Origin of the sequence: Pseudoalteromonas apostichopi, from assembly GCF_030297135.1 — a bacterium.
Taxonomy (GTDB): domain Bacteria; phylum Pseudomonadota; class Gammaproteobacteria; order Enterobacterales; family Alteromonadaceae; genus Pseudoalteromonas; species Pseudoalteromonas apostichopi.
This window is the reverse complement of sequence record NZ_AP028065.1, coordinates 415301-431298: the sequence shown is the minus strand read 5'-3', so window position 1 is coordinate 431298 and position 15998 is coordinate 415301. Positions and strand designations below refer to the sequence as shown.

General features: G+C 41.4%; 11 protein-coding genes. 3 read left to right on the top strand and 8 right to left on the bottom strand.

The window, feature by feature from the left end; all coding sequences use genetic code 11:
• Positions 1 to 20 precede the first annotated feature (20 nt).
• Both QUE86_RS01920 and QUE86_RS01915 read left to right on the top strand, forming a co-directional pair.
• On the top strand, positions 21 to 1037 hold the full coding sequence (locus QUE86_RS01920) for an aspartate-semialdehyde dehydrogenase (RefSeq protein ID WP_130051152.1): 1017 nt from the start codon (positions 21 to 23) through the stop codon (positions 1035 to 1037).
• Positions 1038 to 1357: 320 nt separating this feature from the next.
• Positions 1358 to 5995 carry a FimV/HubP family polar landmark protein gene (locus QUE86_RS01915; RefSeq protein WP_286258856.1) on the top strand — a complete coding sequence of 1546 codons (4638 nt, stop codon included), beginning with the start codon at positions 1358 to 1360 and terminating at the stop codon, positions 5993 to 5995.
• 55 nt (positions 5996 to 6050) lie between these two features.
• On the opposite strand, the gene QUE86_RS01910 is transcribed toward QUE86_RS01915, so the two are convergent.
• Complete coding sequence (locus tag QUE86_RS01910) at positions 6051 to 7676, bottom strand: M28 family metallopeptidase (protein ID WP_130051154.1); 1626 nt, start codon at positions 7674 to 7676, stop codon at positions 6051 to 6053.
• Between the two features lie 602 nt (positions 7677 to 8278).
• Between QUE86_RS01910 and QUE86_RS01905 the strand changes: the two genes are divergently transcribed.
• Positions 8279 to 8872, top strand: a complete 594-nt coding sequence (locus QUE86_RS01905; protein WP_178927169.1) for a TetR/AcrR family transcriptional regulator — start codon at positions 8279 to 8281, stop codon at positions 8870 to 8872.
• A gap of 58 nt (positions 8873 to 8930) precedes the next feature.
• Here QUE86_RS01905 and lipA read toward each other — a convergent pair whose 3' ends face one another.
• The 7 genes from lipA to mrdA all read right to left on the bottom strand — a co-directional run bounded on the left by lipA (position 8931) and on the right by mrdA (position 15990).
• On the bottom strand, positions 8931 to 9896 hold the full coding sequence (lipA, locus tag QUE86_RS01900) for a lipoyl synthase (protein ID WP_130051157.1): 966 nt from the start codon (positions 9894 to 9896) through the stop codon (positions 8931 to 8933).
• A complete protein-coding gene (gene lipB, locus QUE86_RS01895; RefSeq protein WP_167658326.1) occupies positions 9893 to 10546 on the bottom strand; it encodes a lipoyl(octanoyl) transferase LipB in 654 nt (217 codons plus the stop codon). The genes lipA and lipB overlap by 4 nt, the downstream gene beginning before the upstream one ends.
• Positions 10547 to 10565: 19 nt before the next feature.
• Positions 10566 to 10844, bottom strand: coding sequence for a DUF493 family protein YbeD (gene ybeD, locus QUE86_RS01890; RefSeq protein WP_054551674.1), 279 nt, complete (start codon positions 10842 to 10844; stop codon positions 10566 to 10568).
• A gap of 183 nt (positions 10845 to 11027) precedes the next feature.
• Positions 11028 to 12188, bottom strand: a complete 1161-nt coding sequence (locus QUE86_RS01885; protein ID WP_054551673.1) for a serine hydrolase — start codon at positions 12186 to 12188, stop codon at positions 11028 to 11030.
• Between the two features lie 54 nt (positions 12189 to 12242).
• Entirely contained in the window at positions 12243 to 13007 is a 765-nt protein-coding gene (locus tag QUE86_RS01880) for a septal ring lytic transglycosylase RlpA family protein (RefSeq protein ID WP_130051159.1), read from the bottom strand.
• Positions 13007 to 14113: a rod shape-determining protein RodA gene (gene rodA, locus QUE86_RS01875; RefSeq protein WP_167658325.1), complete on the bottom strand. Its 1107-nt coding sequence runs from the start codon at positions 14111 to 14113 to the stop codon at positions 13007 to 13009. The genes QUE86_RS01880 and rodA overlap by 1 nt, the downstream gene beginning before the upstream one ends.
• The gene (gene mrdA / locus QUE86_RS01870; RefSeq protein ID WP_130051161.1) at positions 14110 to 15990 is read right to left on the bottom strand and encodes a penicillin-binding protein 2; all 1881 of its coding nucleotides are present in this window, start codon (positions 15988 to 15990) and stop codon (positions 14110 to 14112) included. The genes rodA and mrdA overlap by 4 nt, the downstream gene beginning before the upstream one ends.
• Positions 15991 to 15998 lie beyond the last annotated feature (8 nt).

Below are 15998 nucleotides of genomic sequence, written 5' to 3'. Positions count from 1 at the left end.
TATTCAAAAGAGGAAAACACATGTCGCAAAAATTTAATGTAGCCGTATTAGGTGCCACAGGTTTAGTGGGTCGTCAAATTATCGAAACTTTGGAAGATCGTAAGTTTCCGGTAGACCAATTATTTTTACTCGCAAGTAGCCGTAGTGCCGGTGAAGAAATTCAATTTCGCGGTGAAAGCCTTGAAGTAATCGATGTTGAAGAGTTTGATTTTAGCCAAGCTCACATTGGTTTATTTTCAGCAGGCGGTAGTGTCTCTGAAAAATACGCACCCATTGCGGCAGACGCAGGCTGTGTGGTGATTGATAATACATCACACTTTCGTAATGACTTTGACGTACCATTAATTATTCCTGAAGTGAATGCATCAAGCTTAGCTGATTTCAGAAACCGCAACATCATTGCAAACCCTAACTGCTCAACTATTCAAATGTTGGTGGCGTTAAAGCCTATTTATGACGCTTATGGTATTGACCGCATTAACGTATCAACTTATCAAGCAGTATCAGGTGCGGGCAAAGAAGCGGTTGATGAACTAGCTAAACAAACAGCGAACTTAATGAATGCACGCCCAATGGATAATGCCGTTTTCCCTAAACAAATCGCCTTTAACGTGATCCCACAAATCGACAGTTTTGAAGATAACGGTTATACCCGCGAAGAAATGAAAATGGTCAACGAAACACAAAAAATCTTAGGTGATAACAGTGTTGTGGTTAACCCTACTTGTGTTCGTGTACCCGTGTTCTTTGGTCACAGTGAAGCGATTAATATTGAAACGCGTATGCCGGTAGATATCGAACATGTTAAGCAGCTATTAAACGATGCACCAGGTGTAGAGTTTATTGAAGACTTAGCCGATTTTCCAACAGCGGTGTCAGACGCCAGTGGTAATGACACGGTTTACGTGGGTCGTTTACGTGCTGATATTTCGCATCCTCATGGTTTAAATATGTGGGTTGTTAGTGATAACACGCGTAAAGGTGCAGCAACAAATAGTGTGCAGATTGCTGAAGAGCTAATCGCAAATTACTTGTAAACTGATGATTTAGGCTGAGCTAAATTTGAGAAAAAGCGGCAATTTGCCGCTTTTTTTGTGAATTCACTGCCAAATTATTGCCGCATACGTTGTAAAAGCGTATAAACTTAACGATAACAATAAAAAAGCCTCTCAGCCGCTATTATTTAAGCTATTTACTATCAAGGTGTTGCAATAGATATTGCAAGGCAACTAAGTTATAGTTTGCAGCTGGAATAGAGCTTGCAAGAAAACATAATTAAGAATCAATTCTGCAAGAATTACTTGATGTTTAAGCAACTAAGGTTGCTGTGTTAACATTTAAAACATAAAGGATCAGCATGCGCGGTTTAGCAACACTCTTCATATTAGCGTCTGCATTGGTGGTAACACCGACATACTCTGATGAAGGCACCACACTTAAAGGCCCTAAAGGTGTCGATTACGGTGCGCAGGGGCGCTCTATTGGTCCAATTAAGCCGACCGATACATTATGGCGCATTGCCGCTAAAATTCGCCCTGACAACTCTGTAAGTATTTATCAGGTCATGCAAGCTTTGTATGACAAAAACCCATCATCATTTTTAGACCAAAACCTTAATCATATGCGTGATGGCGCATATCTAAAAATCCCAACTATTGCTGAAATGCGTGCGGTCAATCCGACGCTAGCAAAAGCGCGTTCTGAACAAGATGATGAACTATGGGAAAAGAAGAAAAACGGTACTTTGACTACCGCTGAAATCAATGAATCACAAAAGAAAGTCACCCAAGCCCGTAAAGTTGATGTAGACGAAGCAAAGCAAGAGCTTAAGCAAGAAATCAACACCATTAAAACAGAACAGGGCACGCAGCTTGTCGAGTTACAAAAGCAGTTTAAATCGTCGGTTGAAAATGTTGAAGAAATCTTAGCAGAGAACAATAAGCTCAAAAAACAACTTACAGGTATCTCTAAAGAGCTTGAAACCGTTCGAGATCAACTTGGCCAAGACAGTGAAATTCAAAAGCAGCTGAAAGAACTGATCACTAAACAAAATGAAATCATAGAGCAGCAAAAAGCAAAAAAGATTGAAGAGGACAGTGGGTTCAACTTTTCGGATTTACTGAGTAACCCATTTGTTCTCGGTGCATTAATGTTTATTCCTGCATTGCTAGTCATTGCTGCCGTTGTGATGTTTTTGAAAAAACGTAACAACTCTAGTGATGACACTGATGCCAGTGACGACGATGAATTTTTACCACAAAGTCCAAGTTATAATCCTGATGATGAGTTAGAGTCGATAGTAGAAAATGATCCACTAGTTCCAGATCCGGTTGAAGAAAATGACGACTTGAGTGTTCGTTTAGATGATGACTTAGACCAAGACATGTTGCCAGATGATGACATCATTTTTGACGACAGCATTGATGATAGCTTTGATGAAGACGACAGTGTTCTAAATCAAGATGAGCTAGAAGGGCTATTAAGTGATGACATCGAGTTTAATGATGAATCTTCAAGTAATGCTGACGATGATGATTTAGATGCATTTTTGCAGCAAGATTTCGATCAAACCGATGACGACAGTTTGGGTGATGAAATTGACCTTGATAGTGGGCAGCCTCAAGCTGATTCATCTGGTGATATTTTAAGTGCTGACGATATTGACGACTTATTTGATACTGATGAAGATGACTCGTTAGATAACGCGAATGATGAAATGGCAGCGCTTAGTGAAGAGCTCGCAGAAGATGACGCTGAAGATGATTTTGACATTGATAGCTTAATTGATGAGCAAAATAACACAGATTCTAATCAAGAAGTAAACCTAGACGATATTGATGATTTACTCGATGAAAATAATGATGCTTCAACAACTAACGTTGAAGCAGAACTTATTGATGAAGATGATTTTGATATCGACAGCCTAATTGATGAAGCGCAAACAGAAGAGCCAGCAGCCGAAGCGAATGATGCAATAGAAAACGACGATCTTGATGATGCGCTGGATGTTGATGACATTGACTCGCTATTAGATGAAGTTCAAGAGGAACAAGCTCCTGTCGAAGAGACAAGTGCCGATGAACTCATTGATGAAGATGATCTTGATATCGACAGCTTAATTGATGAAGCGCAAACAGAAGAACCAACAGCTGAAGCGAATGATGCATTAGAAAACGATGATCTTGATGATGCACTGGATGTTGATGACATTGACTCGCTATTAGATGAAGTTCATGAAGAACAAGCGCCTGTCGAAGAGGCAGGTGCAGATGAACTCATTGATGAAGATGATCTTGATATCGACAGCTTAATTGATGAAGCGCAAACAGAAGATCCAACAGCTGAAGCGAATGATGCATCAGAAAACGATGACCTTGATGATGCGCTGGATGTTGATGACATTGACTCGCTATTAGATGAAGTTCATGAAGAACAAGCGCCTGTCGAAGAGGCAAGTGCAGATGAACTCATTGATGAAGATGATCTTGATATCGACAGCTTAATTGATGAAGCGCAAACAGAAGAGCCAACAGCTGAAGCGAATGATGCAGTAGAAAACGATGACCATGATGATGCACTGGATGTTGATGACATTGACGCGTTATTAGATGAAGCACAAGACGATCTAGAGCCACAAGAAGAGCAAGAACCTGAAGCAGAGCTTGTTGAAGAGCTAAGCGAAGAACCTAGTGCAGACGATTTAATCGATGAAAACGAGCTTGATGATGCTCTTGATGTTGACGATATTGACTCGTTATTAGATGAAGCACAAGACGATCTAGAGCCACAAGAAGAGCAAGAACCTGAAGCAGAGCTTGTTGAAGAGCTAATCGAAGAACCTAGTGCAGACGATTTAATCGATGAAAATGAGCTTGATGATGCTCTTGATGATGCTCTTGATGTTGACGATATTGACGCGTTATTAGATGAAGCACAAGACGATCTAGAGCCACAAGAAGAGCAAGAACCTGAAGCAGAGCTTGTTGAAGAGCTAACCGAAGAACCTAGTGCAGACGATTTAATCGATGAAAACGAGCTTGATGATGCTCTTGATGTTGACGACATTGATTCATTATTAGATGAGGCACAAGAAGAGCAAGAACCTGAAGCAGAGCTTGTTGAAGAGCTAATCGAAGAACCTAGTGCAGACGATTTAATCGATGAAAACGAGCTTGATGATGCTCTTGATGTTGACGACATTGATTCATTATTAGATGAAGTACAAGAGCCAGAACAAGAATCCGCTGAAGAGCCTACCGAAGAGCCTATTACAGATGATTTAAGCGATGAGTTTGATACTGATGACATCGACTCATTACTCGATGAAGTTGATGCAGAGTCAGAAGAACCTGAGTTAATAGATGATAGTGATTCAGATATTGATGACAATGCTGCGCAAGATGATGAACTAGATGTAGCAGATATCGACTCTTTGCTTGATGAAGAGAGCAGTGATGAGCAGGACTCTGACGTTGATGATGAGCTAGAAGAGCTTATTCAGCAAACAAATGAGCTGAAGCAAGACACCGAAGCGCAGATCTCAGATTTAAGCCATGAACAGAGTGACAGTGCAGAGCATGATGAGAATCTACAAGAGTCGCTAGAAGATTTAGCCGATGCAGATCAAGCTGTTGATGACATGAATGTTGAATCGATTGCCTCTGAGTTGGTTGATGGCGCGGATGATAGTGACGAAGTTGATATTGATGAGGCGTTAAATCAAGAGTTTAATGAAGATAGCGATGGGCTATTAGATGAAGATGATAGTCTAGATGAATTTGATGATTCATCACTGAAAAGCGTTGATGAGTTATTAAATGAAATTGGTGAAGAAGATGATTATGTCGAAGCACCAGATTGGTCAATAGATGAACCAGAGCAAGACATTGAAGAAGTTGAAATTGATTTAGGCGATGATCCACTTGCAGATGAAGACCTAACCGATGAATTTGATTTAACTGCCGATGAAGAGCCATTACAGCAAGATACGGTGACTCCTAGCCAAGAGTTGGAAGAGTATCCAGAACTTGAGCTAGATGAAGCAGGTTTTGAATTAGATGAATCTGATGAAGACACTTCTAATCAGTTAGACGAAGATGAGCCATTACAGTTAAGTCAGGCAGAGCAAGACCTTGCTAACTCATTAGCAACGGGTAATGAGCTTGGTCAGTTAGACGATGATTTTGATGATGACATCTTGCTTGATAATGAATTCACAGAAGATGATGTTCTTGATTCTGAGGGCGACTTGCCGGAACAATCAGAAAACGAAGGCACAACAGAGTTAACTAGCGAAGAGCCAATTGATGATGAGGTTGCTGAAAGCCAAGACGAATTAGAGGATTTCCCTGAATTCGAATTAGACGATATTGAACTTGATGATGCTGCAGAAGCTGAGCAAACATTAGCTGATATCGAGTCTAATTTAGCTGACGAGGCTGATTTAAGTGAGCTGTCAGATGATGAAATCGATGATGATTTTATGGCTGATCTCACTCAAACAGACTTTGATGCGCTGTTAAATGAATTAGCAGAGCCAGATGAAGCTGATATTGCTGATGCCAGTGAATTTGATGTTGATTTTAATGCCCTATTAAATGAAGACTTACAGGGTGAAAGTCAACAGACAGTTGAACCTGAAGTAGCGGCCTTAGAGGATCAAGATGAACAAGCGCAACAAGCTACAGCTGATGAGTTTGTAGATATTGATTCATTACTTGAACAAAGTGATGATGAAGCTCTAGACCATGAACCTTATGACGAGGTTGATATGGATGTAGGATTGAGTGATTTTAATGACTTACTTGCAGGTGATAATCCAACTGATGTTGATGCCGAAAGTGGTGGTTACTCAGCTAAACTGGACCTAGCAAGGGCATATATCGAAATAGACGACTTTGATGCAGCACTGCAAGCTATTGAAGATGTGATAGCGAATGGCCCTGATGAAGTGCAAGAAGAAGCACAGTCATTAAAAGCTAAGATAAGTGAGTAATATTAATCAATAAAAAACCGAGCTAATAGCTCGGTTTTTTATATCTAAGCGAAGGCTATTGCTTGTCTTGTAAGCGGCGAGCTTTGAAGTCAGACTCGGCTTTCCATTTTGGCCAATCACCGTTATTAGCAAGCTTGGCTGCAATATCAACGATCAGTTCAATATCTTGCTCAACACCACCCATAGACCACTCGGCTGAATAGTCGTCAGCTTCTTTATGATATTTATGAGCAATATAATCAGGATCTGTATCGCCTAGGCTCATAAATAGTAAGCTTGGAACGCCTTGTTTAGCTAGAGAGAAGTGATCAGAGCGGAAGAACAAACCATTTTGAGGACGAGGGTCCATTTTTACATGACGACCTTGTGCTTTAGCTGCATCTGCAAGGTAGTCTTCCATCTCAGACATGCCTTTACCGTATTGTAATATGTAGTCAACGCCGTCTAGCACGTTCATACCATCAATATTAAGCAACGCGACCATTTGTTTGGTTGGTACAATTTCGCCAGTCGCAAATTGCTGAGAACCAATAAGCCCCGTTTCTTCAGCCGTAAAGTTGGCAAAGATAATAGAGCGCTTGAATGGCTTGTGCTTATGCATTTCGGTAAGAATTCGGGCTATTTCCACTGTTGCTGCACTACCTGATGCATTATCTACAGCACCATTATAGATTTTTACGCCGTCATCAGTTTGCTTCGTACCAAAGTGGTCCCAGTGTGCGCCAATTACAATGTACTCATCAGGAGTTTCGCTGCCTTTTAGGGTTGCAACAACGTTATGCGACTGAGCTTGAGAGATATCACTTTGCAGTGTCAGCTCTGCCTTAGCGTTTAAATCTACGGGTTTAAAATCTGCTTTTAATGCATTGGCTTTTTCAGTTTGATAATCAAGGCCGGCTTGAGCAAAGATTTCATTTGCAGCTTGCTCATCAATCCAACCCATAACAGGAATGTCGGAAACATTTTTCTCTTGGTCGATTAAGGTATATTTACTGCCAGTGTTCGAGCTTTCAACTACGCTCCAAGGGTATGCCGCAGGAGCTGTTTCGTGAACGATGAATACCGCTTTTGCGCCTTGTCGTGCACCTTCTTCATATTTGTAAGTCCAACGGCCGTAGTAGGTCATGGCATTACCTGTGAAAAGTGCTTCGTCTTGGGTCGCAAAACCTGGATCATTAACAAGTACGATAATGGTTTTGCCTTTGACATCAATATCAGCAAAATCATCCCAGTTATATTCTGGTGCATTAATGCCATAGCCAACAAACACTACATCAGAACCATCAATATTAATCTCAGGGTTAATTTGCTGAGTGCGGGCGGTAAAATCACTGCCAGCATTAAAGCTTAAATCACCCACTTTTAGGGTCATGTTTTGATCTGGGGTGAGTTTTGCCATAGTAACTGGCTGTAAAAACTCGCCATTATAACTACCTGTTAAGCCGAGTTTTTTATACTCGTCAGCTAAATAGTTAATGGTCAGCGTTTCTCCTTCAGTCAAAGGGCCACGGCCTAAGAATTCATCAGAGGCAAGTGTTTTAATATGTGAGCGCACATTGGCAATGTTAACGGCTTCATGGTTTTCAGCACTTGGCTTATTAGCGCTAGATATTGGTTGCTCAGAGCAGCCGAATAAACCAACTGCAAGTGCCAAGCTTGCATATTTAAGGTGAGTTGTCATAGTTTTTCTGGTTGATTGCACAAGGTTTCACTATATGGGACGAGAAGGGGGGCTGTCCAGAAAGAGTCTGCAAATAACTAATTATTCAGGATGAAAGGGTAATAATGCACTTTTATGCCAGTCCGCAATAATACTTAATCATTTTGAGGGATTAAACCTGTCGCTACCTGCGTTAAAATTTCTTATTTACGACGGCATGGATGCAGAAGGTAGCATGCAGGAGCAATTGTCGATCACAACTAAATAACGAAATTTTTGCCTTGTTATCAACGAGGGTTTATTGCCTCAAAATAGACCACTTAATTGAGCGAATTGGTATTACTCTATCAAGTGAACTATTAAGTGTTATTAATCTTGGTATCTTGAGTTCTAAAACCTCGGCAACGACTGGGTACTGAATGATACTTGCGCTTGGTATGCTTTTTGTTGAGGGGTTAATTGGGTTATATCAAGATAGAGTGGCGATTGCTAACCATTTTTGAAATCTCAATTTTTATTATAAGTAAATGTCCTGTGTAGTTTTTTGTGGCTTGTTGTAAAAGTAAACTGTCTAGTGCATTTTTTGTTTTTACGGTACACTAGTAACTTGATTGGAGGGGCACATGAAACTATCACAAAGAAAGCGATTAGATATTTTGAATGCAGCAGAGACATTATTTTTTCAGCAGGGTGTTGAGCATACAAGTATGGATCAGGTTGCAAGCTTGGCGGGCGCCTCTAAGCGTACGGTATATAACCACTTCGAAAATAAAGATGTGTTGTTCCAGGCTATTCTTGTGTTTATGTTTGAAAAAGTACGCCAAGAGCAAGCTGTTGTGTTTGATGCTTCTTTGCCAATAGCAGAGCAGTTAACCTGTATTGCCGAGCAAGAAGTAGCGCTACTAACCTCTGAAGAGTTTTTAAAAGTGGCGAAAGTAGCCTTCATGCAAATGTTAAAACAGCCTGATTTAGCTAAATCATTAGCTAGTAACAACATGGGCTGCATGCAAGATCTCGTGTCGTTTTTAGAAGCTGGAAACCAAGCGCAGGCTTTAAATATTGATGATGTTGAGTTCGCTGCAAAACAATTTGTATATCAATTAAAGTCCTTAATTTTTTATCCATTGCTGTATGGCTTTGAACGTCAAGCTGGCGACTCTGATAGTAAAGTGATTAGTGAAACCGTGAAATTGTTCTTAGCGCGATATGGGCGCTGATTGTCTGTTTCATAAAAAAAGCCCGCTTGATGCGGGCTTTTTATATTTATAAGAAGTCTTACTTCACTTCTTTACCAGCTGCTTGTTGGTCAGCATGGTAGCTTGAGCGAACAAATGGACCACAGGCCGCATGAGTAAAGCCAATTTCGTCTGCATAGTCTTTTAATGCATCAAACTCTGCTGGCGGCACATAGCGTTTAACAGGTAAGTGGTGCTTAGAAGGTTGTAAGTATTGGCCTACTGTTAGCATATCAACGTTATGCTCGCGTAAGTCACGTAACACTTCTTCGATTTCGCTAATCTCTTCACCTAAACCTACCATCAAACCTGATTTAGTTTTCACATTAGGGTGCGCTTCTTTAAAACGACGTAGAAGCTCAAGTGACCACTTATAATCAGCACCAGGACGCGCTAATTTGTATAAACGCGGTGCAGTTTCTAGGTTGTGGTTAAATACATCTGGCGGCGTCTCGATTAAGATATCAAGGGCTCTGTCCATACGACCACGAAAATCTGGCACTAAAATTTCAATGGTGATTTCTGGGTTGTGCTTACGAATTTCACGTATACAGTCAGCAAAGTGCTGTGCACCACCATCACGTAAATCATCACGGTCTACCGAGGTAATAACAACATAGCTTAGCTTCATGTCTTTAATGGTCAGCGCTAGCTTTTCAGGCTCTGCTGCATCTGGCTTTAATGGACGGCCGTGTGCAACATCACAGAATGGACAACGACGAGTACAAATAGCACCTAAAATCATAAAGGTAGCTGTACCATGGTTGAAACATTCAGATAGGTTAGGGCATGATGCCTCTTCACAAACTGAGTGCAAACCATGTTTACGCATCGCTTGTTTAATACCATCAATACGTTCGGTTGATTTAGGTAAGCGAATTTTCAGCCACTCTGGCTTACGTAACATTTCGTTTTTTTCAGTCGGTAAAACTTTAACTGGTATCAGCGCCATTTTTTCTGCATCACGCAGTTTTACGCCTGGTTCCATTTTGACTGGTTTATTCATTCGTTTTCAAACCCTTCAGTATGCTTAACCACAGTAGCATTAAGCTTTTTAATCATGTGTTTTACAAGCCCTGCACCTGCTTGCTCGAGGTTTTGCGGACCGTTAAGGTCGGTTGTTTGCACCATGTTCATGCCAGCATAGCCACATGGATTTATACGCAAAAATGGCGCTAGATCCATGTTTACATTAAGTGCTAAACCGTGGAAAGAGCAACCGCGGCGAACACGAAGGCCTAATGAGGCGATTTTACTATCGTTTACGTAGACACCAGGTGCATCTGCTTTGGCGTAGGCATCAATGTCATATTCTTTTAGCGTGTCAATAATACACTCTTCAAGCCATGTAACTAGCTCTCTTACACCTATTTTTAAACGACGTAAGTTGAACAGCACATACATCATTTGCTGGCCTGGTCCGTGGTATGTAACTTGGCCACCACGGTCCACTTGGATCACTTCGATATCACCGGTATTTAATAAATGCTCAGCTTTACCAGCTTGGCCTTGAGTAAATACAGGCTCGTGCTCAACGAGCCAAATTTCATCGGCTGTGTGCTCATCACGGGTGTCGGTAAAAGATTGCATTTTTTGCCAAATTGGCATGTAACGCTGACGACCTAATTGACGAACGATTAATTCTCTTTCGCTCACGATTTACTCCGTAATCGGTCTATAGCATGTGACGTACGTCATCGATGTTGCTGATCACGTTATAAATTTCTTCAATATGCTCTTTACTTGTAACGGTAGCTACAAGCGTTACAGATTCGTAATTACCTTTGCTGCTTGGTTTTACCTTTGGCGCATAATCGCCAGGTGCAATTGGTTGCAGCTTTTCTAGGATCTGATCTGTTAGATTTACATTAGCTAAACCCATGATTTTAAATGTGAATGGGCAAGGAAAATCTAAATACTCGTCAAACTTAGTATTTTTTACAGGTTGAACCACGACGGTGACTCCTCAAACAGTGAGTATGCTTAATAGAGGTGTTCTCTGCCATTTCTTGGCGTTAAGCAAACTTAGATTACGACGCACTCGACCCAGCGCGACTTATATGGGGCGCATTCTATCATTTTTCAGACAAAAAAAAACGCCTTGCGGTGCAAGGCGTTTATAAACTTTACTAGCAGATTACTGAATTTGTAAACGCAGGTAATCGTAGATCTTGCTAAAGAAGCTACCTTCTTCCACTTCTTCTAGTGTAACTAGTGGGTATTGAGCAATTTCTTCACCTTCAAGCTGTAAGAAAAGCGTGCCTACTTTAGTTCCTTTAGCCAGTGGTGCTTCTAACGTTTTATCAAGCTCGAAGTTTGCTTTTAAGTTTTTACGCTGACCACGCGGGATAGTAATTGGCGTGTCTTCTAAGATACCTAGCGATACGTTTTCTTTGTTACCCATCCAAATACGTTGTTCTGCAAAGCTATCGCCTGCTTTGTATGGGGTAATTGTTTCGAAAAAGCGGAAACCATAGTTAAGTAACTTTTTGCTTTCAACTTTTCGTGCACGCTCGCTTTCAGTGCCCATAACCACCGCGATTAAACGCATGTCGTCTTTAGTTGCTGAAGTGACTAAGCTATAGCCAGCTTCAGACGTATGGCCAGTTTTAATACCGTCAACATTCATGCTTTCATCCCACAACAGTGAGTTGCGGTTGTACTGCTTGATACCATTAAAGGTAAATGATTTTTTAGCGTATACTTCGTATTCATCTGGTACATCACGAATAAGAGCTGCACCTAATGTTGCCATATCGCGTGGTGTTGTGAAGTGTTCGTTAGTATCTAAACCGTGGCTATTTACAAAGTGGCTGTTAGTCATGCCAAGTTTTTCAGCATGCGCATTCATTAAATCAGCAAATGCACTTTCACTACCAGCAATGTGTTCTGCCATAGCTACACAGGCATCGTTACCAGATTGAATAATGATACCGTGATTAAGGTCATCAACACTGATCTGCTTACCTACTTCAATAAACATTTTTGATGACTCAGGAAAATTCTTTGCCCAAGCTTTTTCACTCACTGTAACCATATCGGTTGGAGCAATATTACCTGCTTTGATTTCAGTACCAATAACATAACTGGTCATCATTTTGGTTAAACTAGCAGGTGCTAGCTTTGTATCAGCTTCGCCTTCGGCAATTACTTTACCTGTGGTGAAATCAACCAAGAAATAACCTTTCGCATTAACTTGAGGTGGGGCAGGGATAATTTGGGCTGTTGCAGAAAATACGCTAGCAGTGCAAACAAGGCCACAAACGCCACTTAAGATTTTATATTTTATAGATTTCATCGTACTCATTAATGGTTAAAGTTAAACATGTTGCGTTGACCTATTCTAAAGGTCTTACTCACTGTAAAGCAAGAACGCGTTCTGAAATTGGTTTTGTTTTAGCTTTTCTAAAACAGCCTGTGCTTCTGCGGCATCTTTTATTGGACCAAGACGTAATCGATAGATTCCATCTTTTTCAACAATGTTTGTTGGCACATGATATTGCTGACGAAGTTGAAACGCGAGCGCCTCAACATTAGCAAGAGTACTTCCCGCTGCAACCTGAATGTAGCTTAAACGAGGGGCAGAATTTGCAAGGGTAACAGCCTCAACCTTAACACGGGCTGTACCTTGTCGGTAATAACCCAATTTATAGGCCGCAGAATAAGATAAATCGATAATCCGATCTTCATGAAACGGTCCTCGGTCATTAACACGAACAATCACTGATTTACCGTTATCTAAATTTGTTACTCTGGCAAAGCTTGGTAGAGGGAGTGTTTTATGAGCTGCTGTCATTGCAAACATATCGTAGACTTCACCGTTTGAGGTGTGATAATTATGAAATTTTCGGCCATACCATGAAGCGATGCCTTCTTCTGCATAGCCTGTTTCATCAAGCATTGGCGTGTAGCGTTTACCACGAACTTCGTAAGGGCGACTGGCGCTGGCACTTTTAACAACAGGGGTAACTATCGCATCTTGCATTTCAAGTTCGGTCGGTTTACGAAGCGGCGCAGCATCATGCTCCATAGCATAGCGACCTTGCTGCGAAGAACTACATGCTGCTAGCAGCATTGAGAATAACGCTATTAATAAGAAATTGACTCGCTGTGTCATTATTTTAAAAGCATCCTTTTATCGGTGGCGATCGACATAATAATGCCAAACCCAGCCATTAAGGTCACCATTGAGGTGCCACCATAACTTATCAGAGGTAACGGAACGCCTACAACAGGCAGTAACCCAGATACCATACCAATATTTACAAATACATAAACAAAGAAGGTAAGGGTTAATGCACCGGCAAGAAGTTTACCAAAAGCATCTTGCGCGTTTACCGCAATATACAAGCCACGACCAATAATAAACAAGTACATACACAGCAATAAACAAACCCCAAAAAGGCCAAACTCTTCGCTTAGAACAGAAAAGATAAAATCGGTGTGACGTTCGGGTAAAAACTCTAATTGCGATTGAGTTCCTTGTAACCAGCCTTTACCTTCAATTCCTCCGGAGCCTATAGCAATTTTCGATTGAATAATGTGATACCCAGAGCCAAGAGGATCACTTTCTGGGTCCAAAAAGGTAAGTACTCGCTGCTTTTGATAATCAAGCATAACATAATGCCAAAATGGCCAAGCTGCTAATGCCACTGAGGCTGATAAAAAGCCAATTAAGCGCCAACTAAGCCCAGATAAAAACAATACAAATATACCTGAACTAGCTATCAAAATAGAGGTACCGAGATCGGGTTGTTCTTTAATTAAAATGGTTGGCACCATCACTATGGCAAAACCAATAATTAAATGCAGTGGACGAGGGGGAAGATGATTGCGACCAATATACCAAGCAACCATCATAGGCACAGCAATTTTCATTAATTCTGATGGTTGGAAACGGGTTACACCTAGGTCAAGCCAGCGCTGCGCTCCTTTTGAGCTAACCCCAAATAATAACACTCCTACCAGCATTAGTAGCCCCACACAGTAAAGCGGAATTACCATGCTTTTTAAAGTATTAGGCGAAAACTGAGCGAGAATGAACATACCGAGAATAGCGCCAAACATACGCGTTGCATGGCGTATCATCATTGCAGAGTCTTGGCCACTGGCGCTGTATACAATCGCTAAACTTGCAACCATCATAGCCAAAAGGGCTACAAGTAGCGGTAAATCGAGGTGTAGACGCTGCCAAATTGAGCGCTTTTTATTTAATGGGATCATGGCGCGTCACTTTGGGTAATTTGAATTGGGTTAGCTGAGAAGTAGTAATCCATTAATTGACGAGCAATAGGAGCTCCAACCGTACTACCACCCCCAGTGTTTTCTACAACTACAGAGACAACAATCTGCGGGTCGTTATAAGGTGCAAAACCAACATAGATAGCGTTATCTCGTTGACGCTCTTTTAGCGACTTAGCGTCGTAACGTTCACCTTGTGCGATACTTACCACCTGCGCAGTACCTGTTTTGCCAGCAGGATCGTAACTTGCCCCTCTAAATGCTTTATGTGCAGTACCAGTGACTTTGTGCACTGTATTATGCATAGCATCGAGAGCAATTTGCCAATGATGAGGATTTTTTAGTTCCACTGGGGGCTTTTCGTCATTGTTTATTTGCGTTACTTCATTTTCTTTTTTGGCTACTTGCACAAGATGTGGTGGATGATCGAGTCCACGGTTTACCAATATATTGGTTGCGTTAGCAATTTGCATTGGTGTGGCAGTCCAGTAACCTTGCCCGATCCCCACTGAAATTGTATCGCCACGCCACCAAGACTCTCTAAAGCGACCTTCTTTCCACTCTTTAGATGGCATTATTGCAGAAGTTTCTTCATGGATATCAATACCAGATAACTCACCAAATCCAAATTGATACATAAAATCACTGATTTTAGTAATGCCTAAACGATACGCAACGTCGTAAAAGTAGGTATCGCAAGACTCTTCAATGGCTTTGTAAACATCAACATGACCATGACCCCAACGCCTCCAGTCACGCCATTTGTGATCGACATTTGGAATCTGAAAAAAGCCCGGATCCCACATTTGTGTTTGCTCGGTAACGAGGCCTTCCTCAAGCGCTAAAATAGCCATGAGAGGTTTTACTGTCGATGCTGGTGCGTAACGACCCTGTGTAGTTCGGTTTATAAGTGGCCGGTCCGGGTTGAGCAGCTTTTTGTAGTCGGTACTACTGATCCCATGTACAAATAAGTTCGGATCATAACTGGGGTTTGAATACAGAGCTAATACGCCGCCATCTTTTGCATCAAGTACGACAACGGCACCACGCATATCTTTTAGAGCATGCTGGGCTATTTGTTGCAGGCCAATATCCAGGGTGAGTACTAAATCATGACCTGGTTCAGGTGGAGTAAGGCTCAATGTACGAATAACTCGGCCACGGTTATTCACTTCAACACGCTGTGAACCCACCATGCCATGCAGGAGCTCTTCATAATATTTCTCAATACCAAGCTTCCCAATGTCGTGAGTTGCACGGTAATTAGTAGCTTGATCTTCTGCTTCAAGCTTAATGAGTTCTTTTTTGTTGAGTTTGGCAACATAACCTAAGGCATGGGTGAGGGTATCACCATAGGGGTAAAAACGAGCTAACCGAGCTTCGATGCTAAAACCAGGGAATTTATGCTGATTAACAGAGAACTTTGCTACCTCAGTCTCGTCTAGACGGGCCTTTAATACTTGGCTTTTGAAACGGCGATTGTGCTTAATATCATCTAAAAAGTCGGCCTTTTGTTGCTCACTAATTTCGATGATCTGTTTTACTTCTGTTAGAGCTTTATCAAGATCGTCAACTTCTTCAGGGATCACTTCAAGATTGTAAACAGGTTTGTTCTCAGCCAATAATACGCCATTTCTGTCGTAAATGAGCCCTCGGTTAGGAGCAATAGGAATGACCTTGATTCGGTTATCGTTCGAACGTGTTTGATAATCTTGATGATCAATAACTTGGATGTTGTACAGGTTAGATAGCAACACACCAATTAACAATGTAACAAACACAAAGCCCACAAAGGCACGGCGAGCAAATAAGTTTGCCTCAGCCGAGTGGTCTCTAATCGTGGGTCTGTGTTTTCGCATTGGTTTTA

Bases quoted from the DNA above. Each gene is read 5' to 3' on its own strand.
- QUE86_RS01885 (WP_054551673.1), bottom strand. From the start codon at position 12,188: ATGAAATCTATAAAATATAAAATCTTAAGTGGCGTTTGTGGCCTTGTT.
- QUE86_RS01910 (WP_130051154.1), bottom strand. From the start codon at position 7,676: ATGACAACTCACCTTAAATATGCAAGCTTGGCACTTGCAGTTGGTTTA.
- QUE86_RS01920 (WP_130051152.1), top strand. From the start codon at position 21: ATGTCGCAAAAATTTAATGTAGCCGTATTAGGTGCCACAGGTTTAGTG.
- QUE86_RS01905 (WP_178927169.1), top strand. From the start codon at position 8,279: ATGAAACTATCACAAAGAAAGCGATTAGATATTTTGAATGCAGCAGAG.
- rodA (WP_167658325.1), bottom strand. From the start codon at position 14,113: ATGATCCCATTAAATAAAAAGCGCTCAATTTGGCAGCGTCTACACCTC.
- QUE86_RS01880 (WP_130051159.1), bottom strand. From the start codon at position 13,007: ATGACACAGCGAGTCAATTTCTTATTAATAGCGTTATTCTCAATGCTG.
- QUE86_RS01915 (WP_286258856.1), top strand. From the start codon at position 1,358: ATGCGCGGTTTAGCAACACTCTTCATATTAGCGTCTGCATTGGTGGTA.
- lipA (WP_130051157.1), bottom strand. From the start codon at position 9,896: ATGAATAAACCAGTCAAAATGGAACCAGGCGTAAAACTGCGTGATGCA.
- mrdA (WP_130051161.1), bottom strand. From the start codon at position 15,990: ATGCGAAAACACAGACCCACGATTAGAGACCACTCGGCTGAGGCAAAC.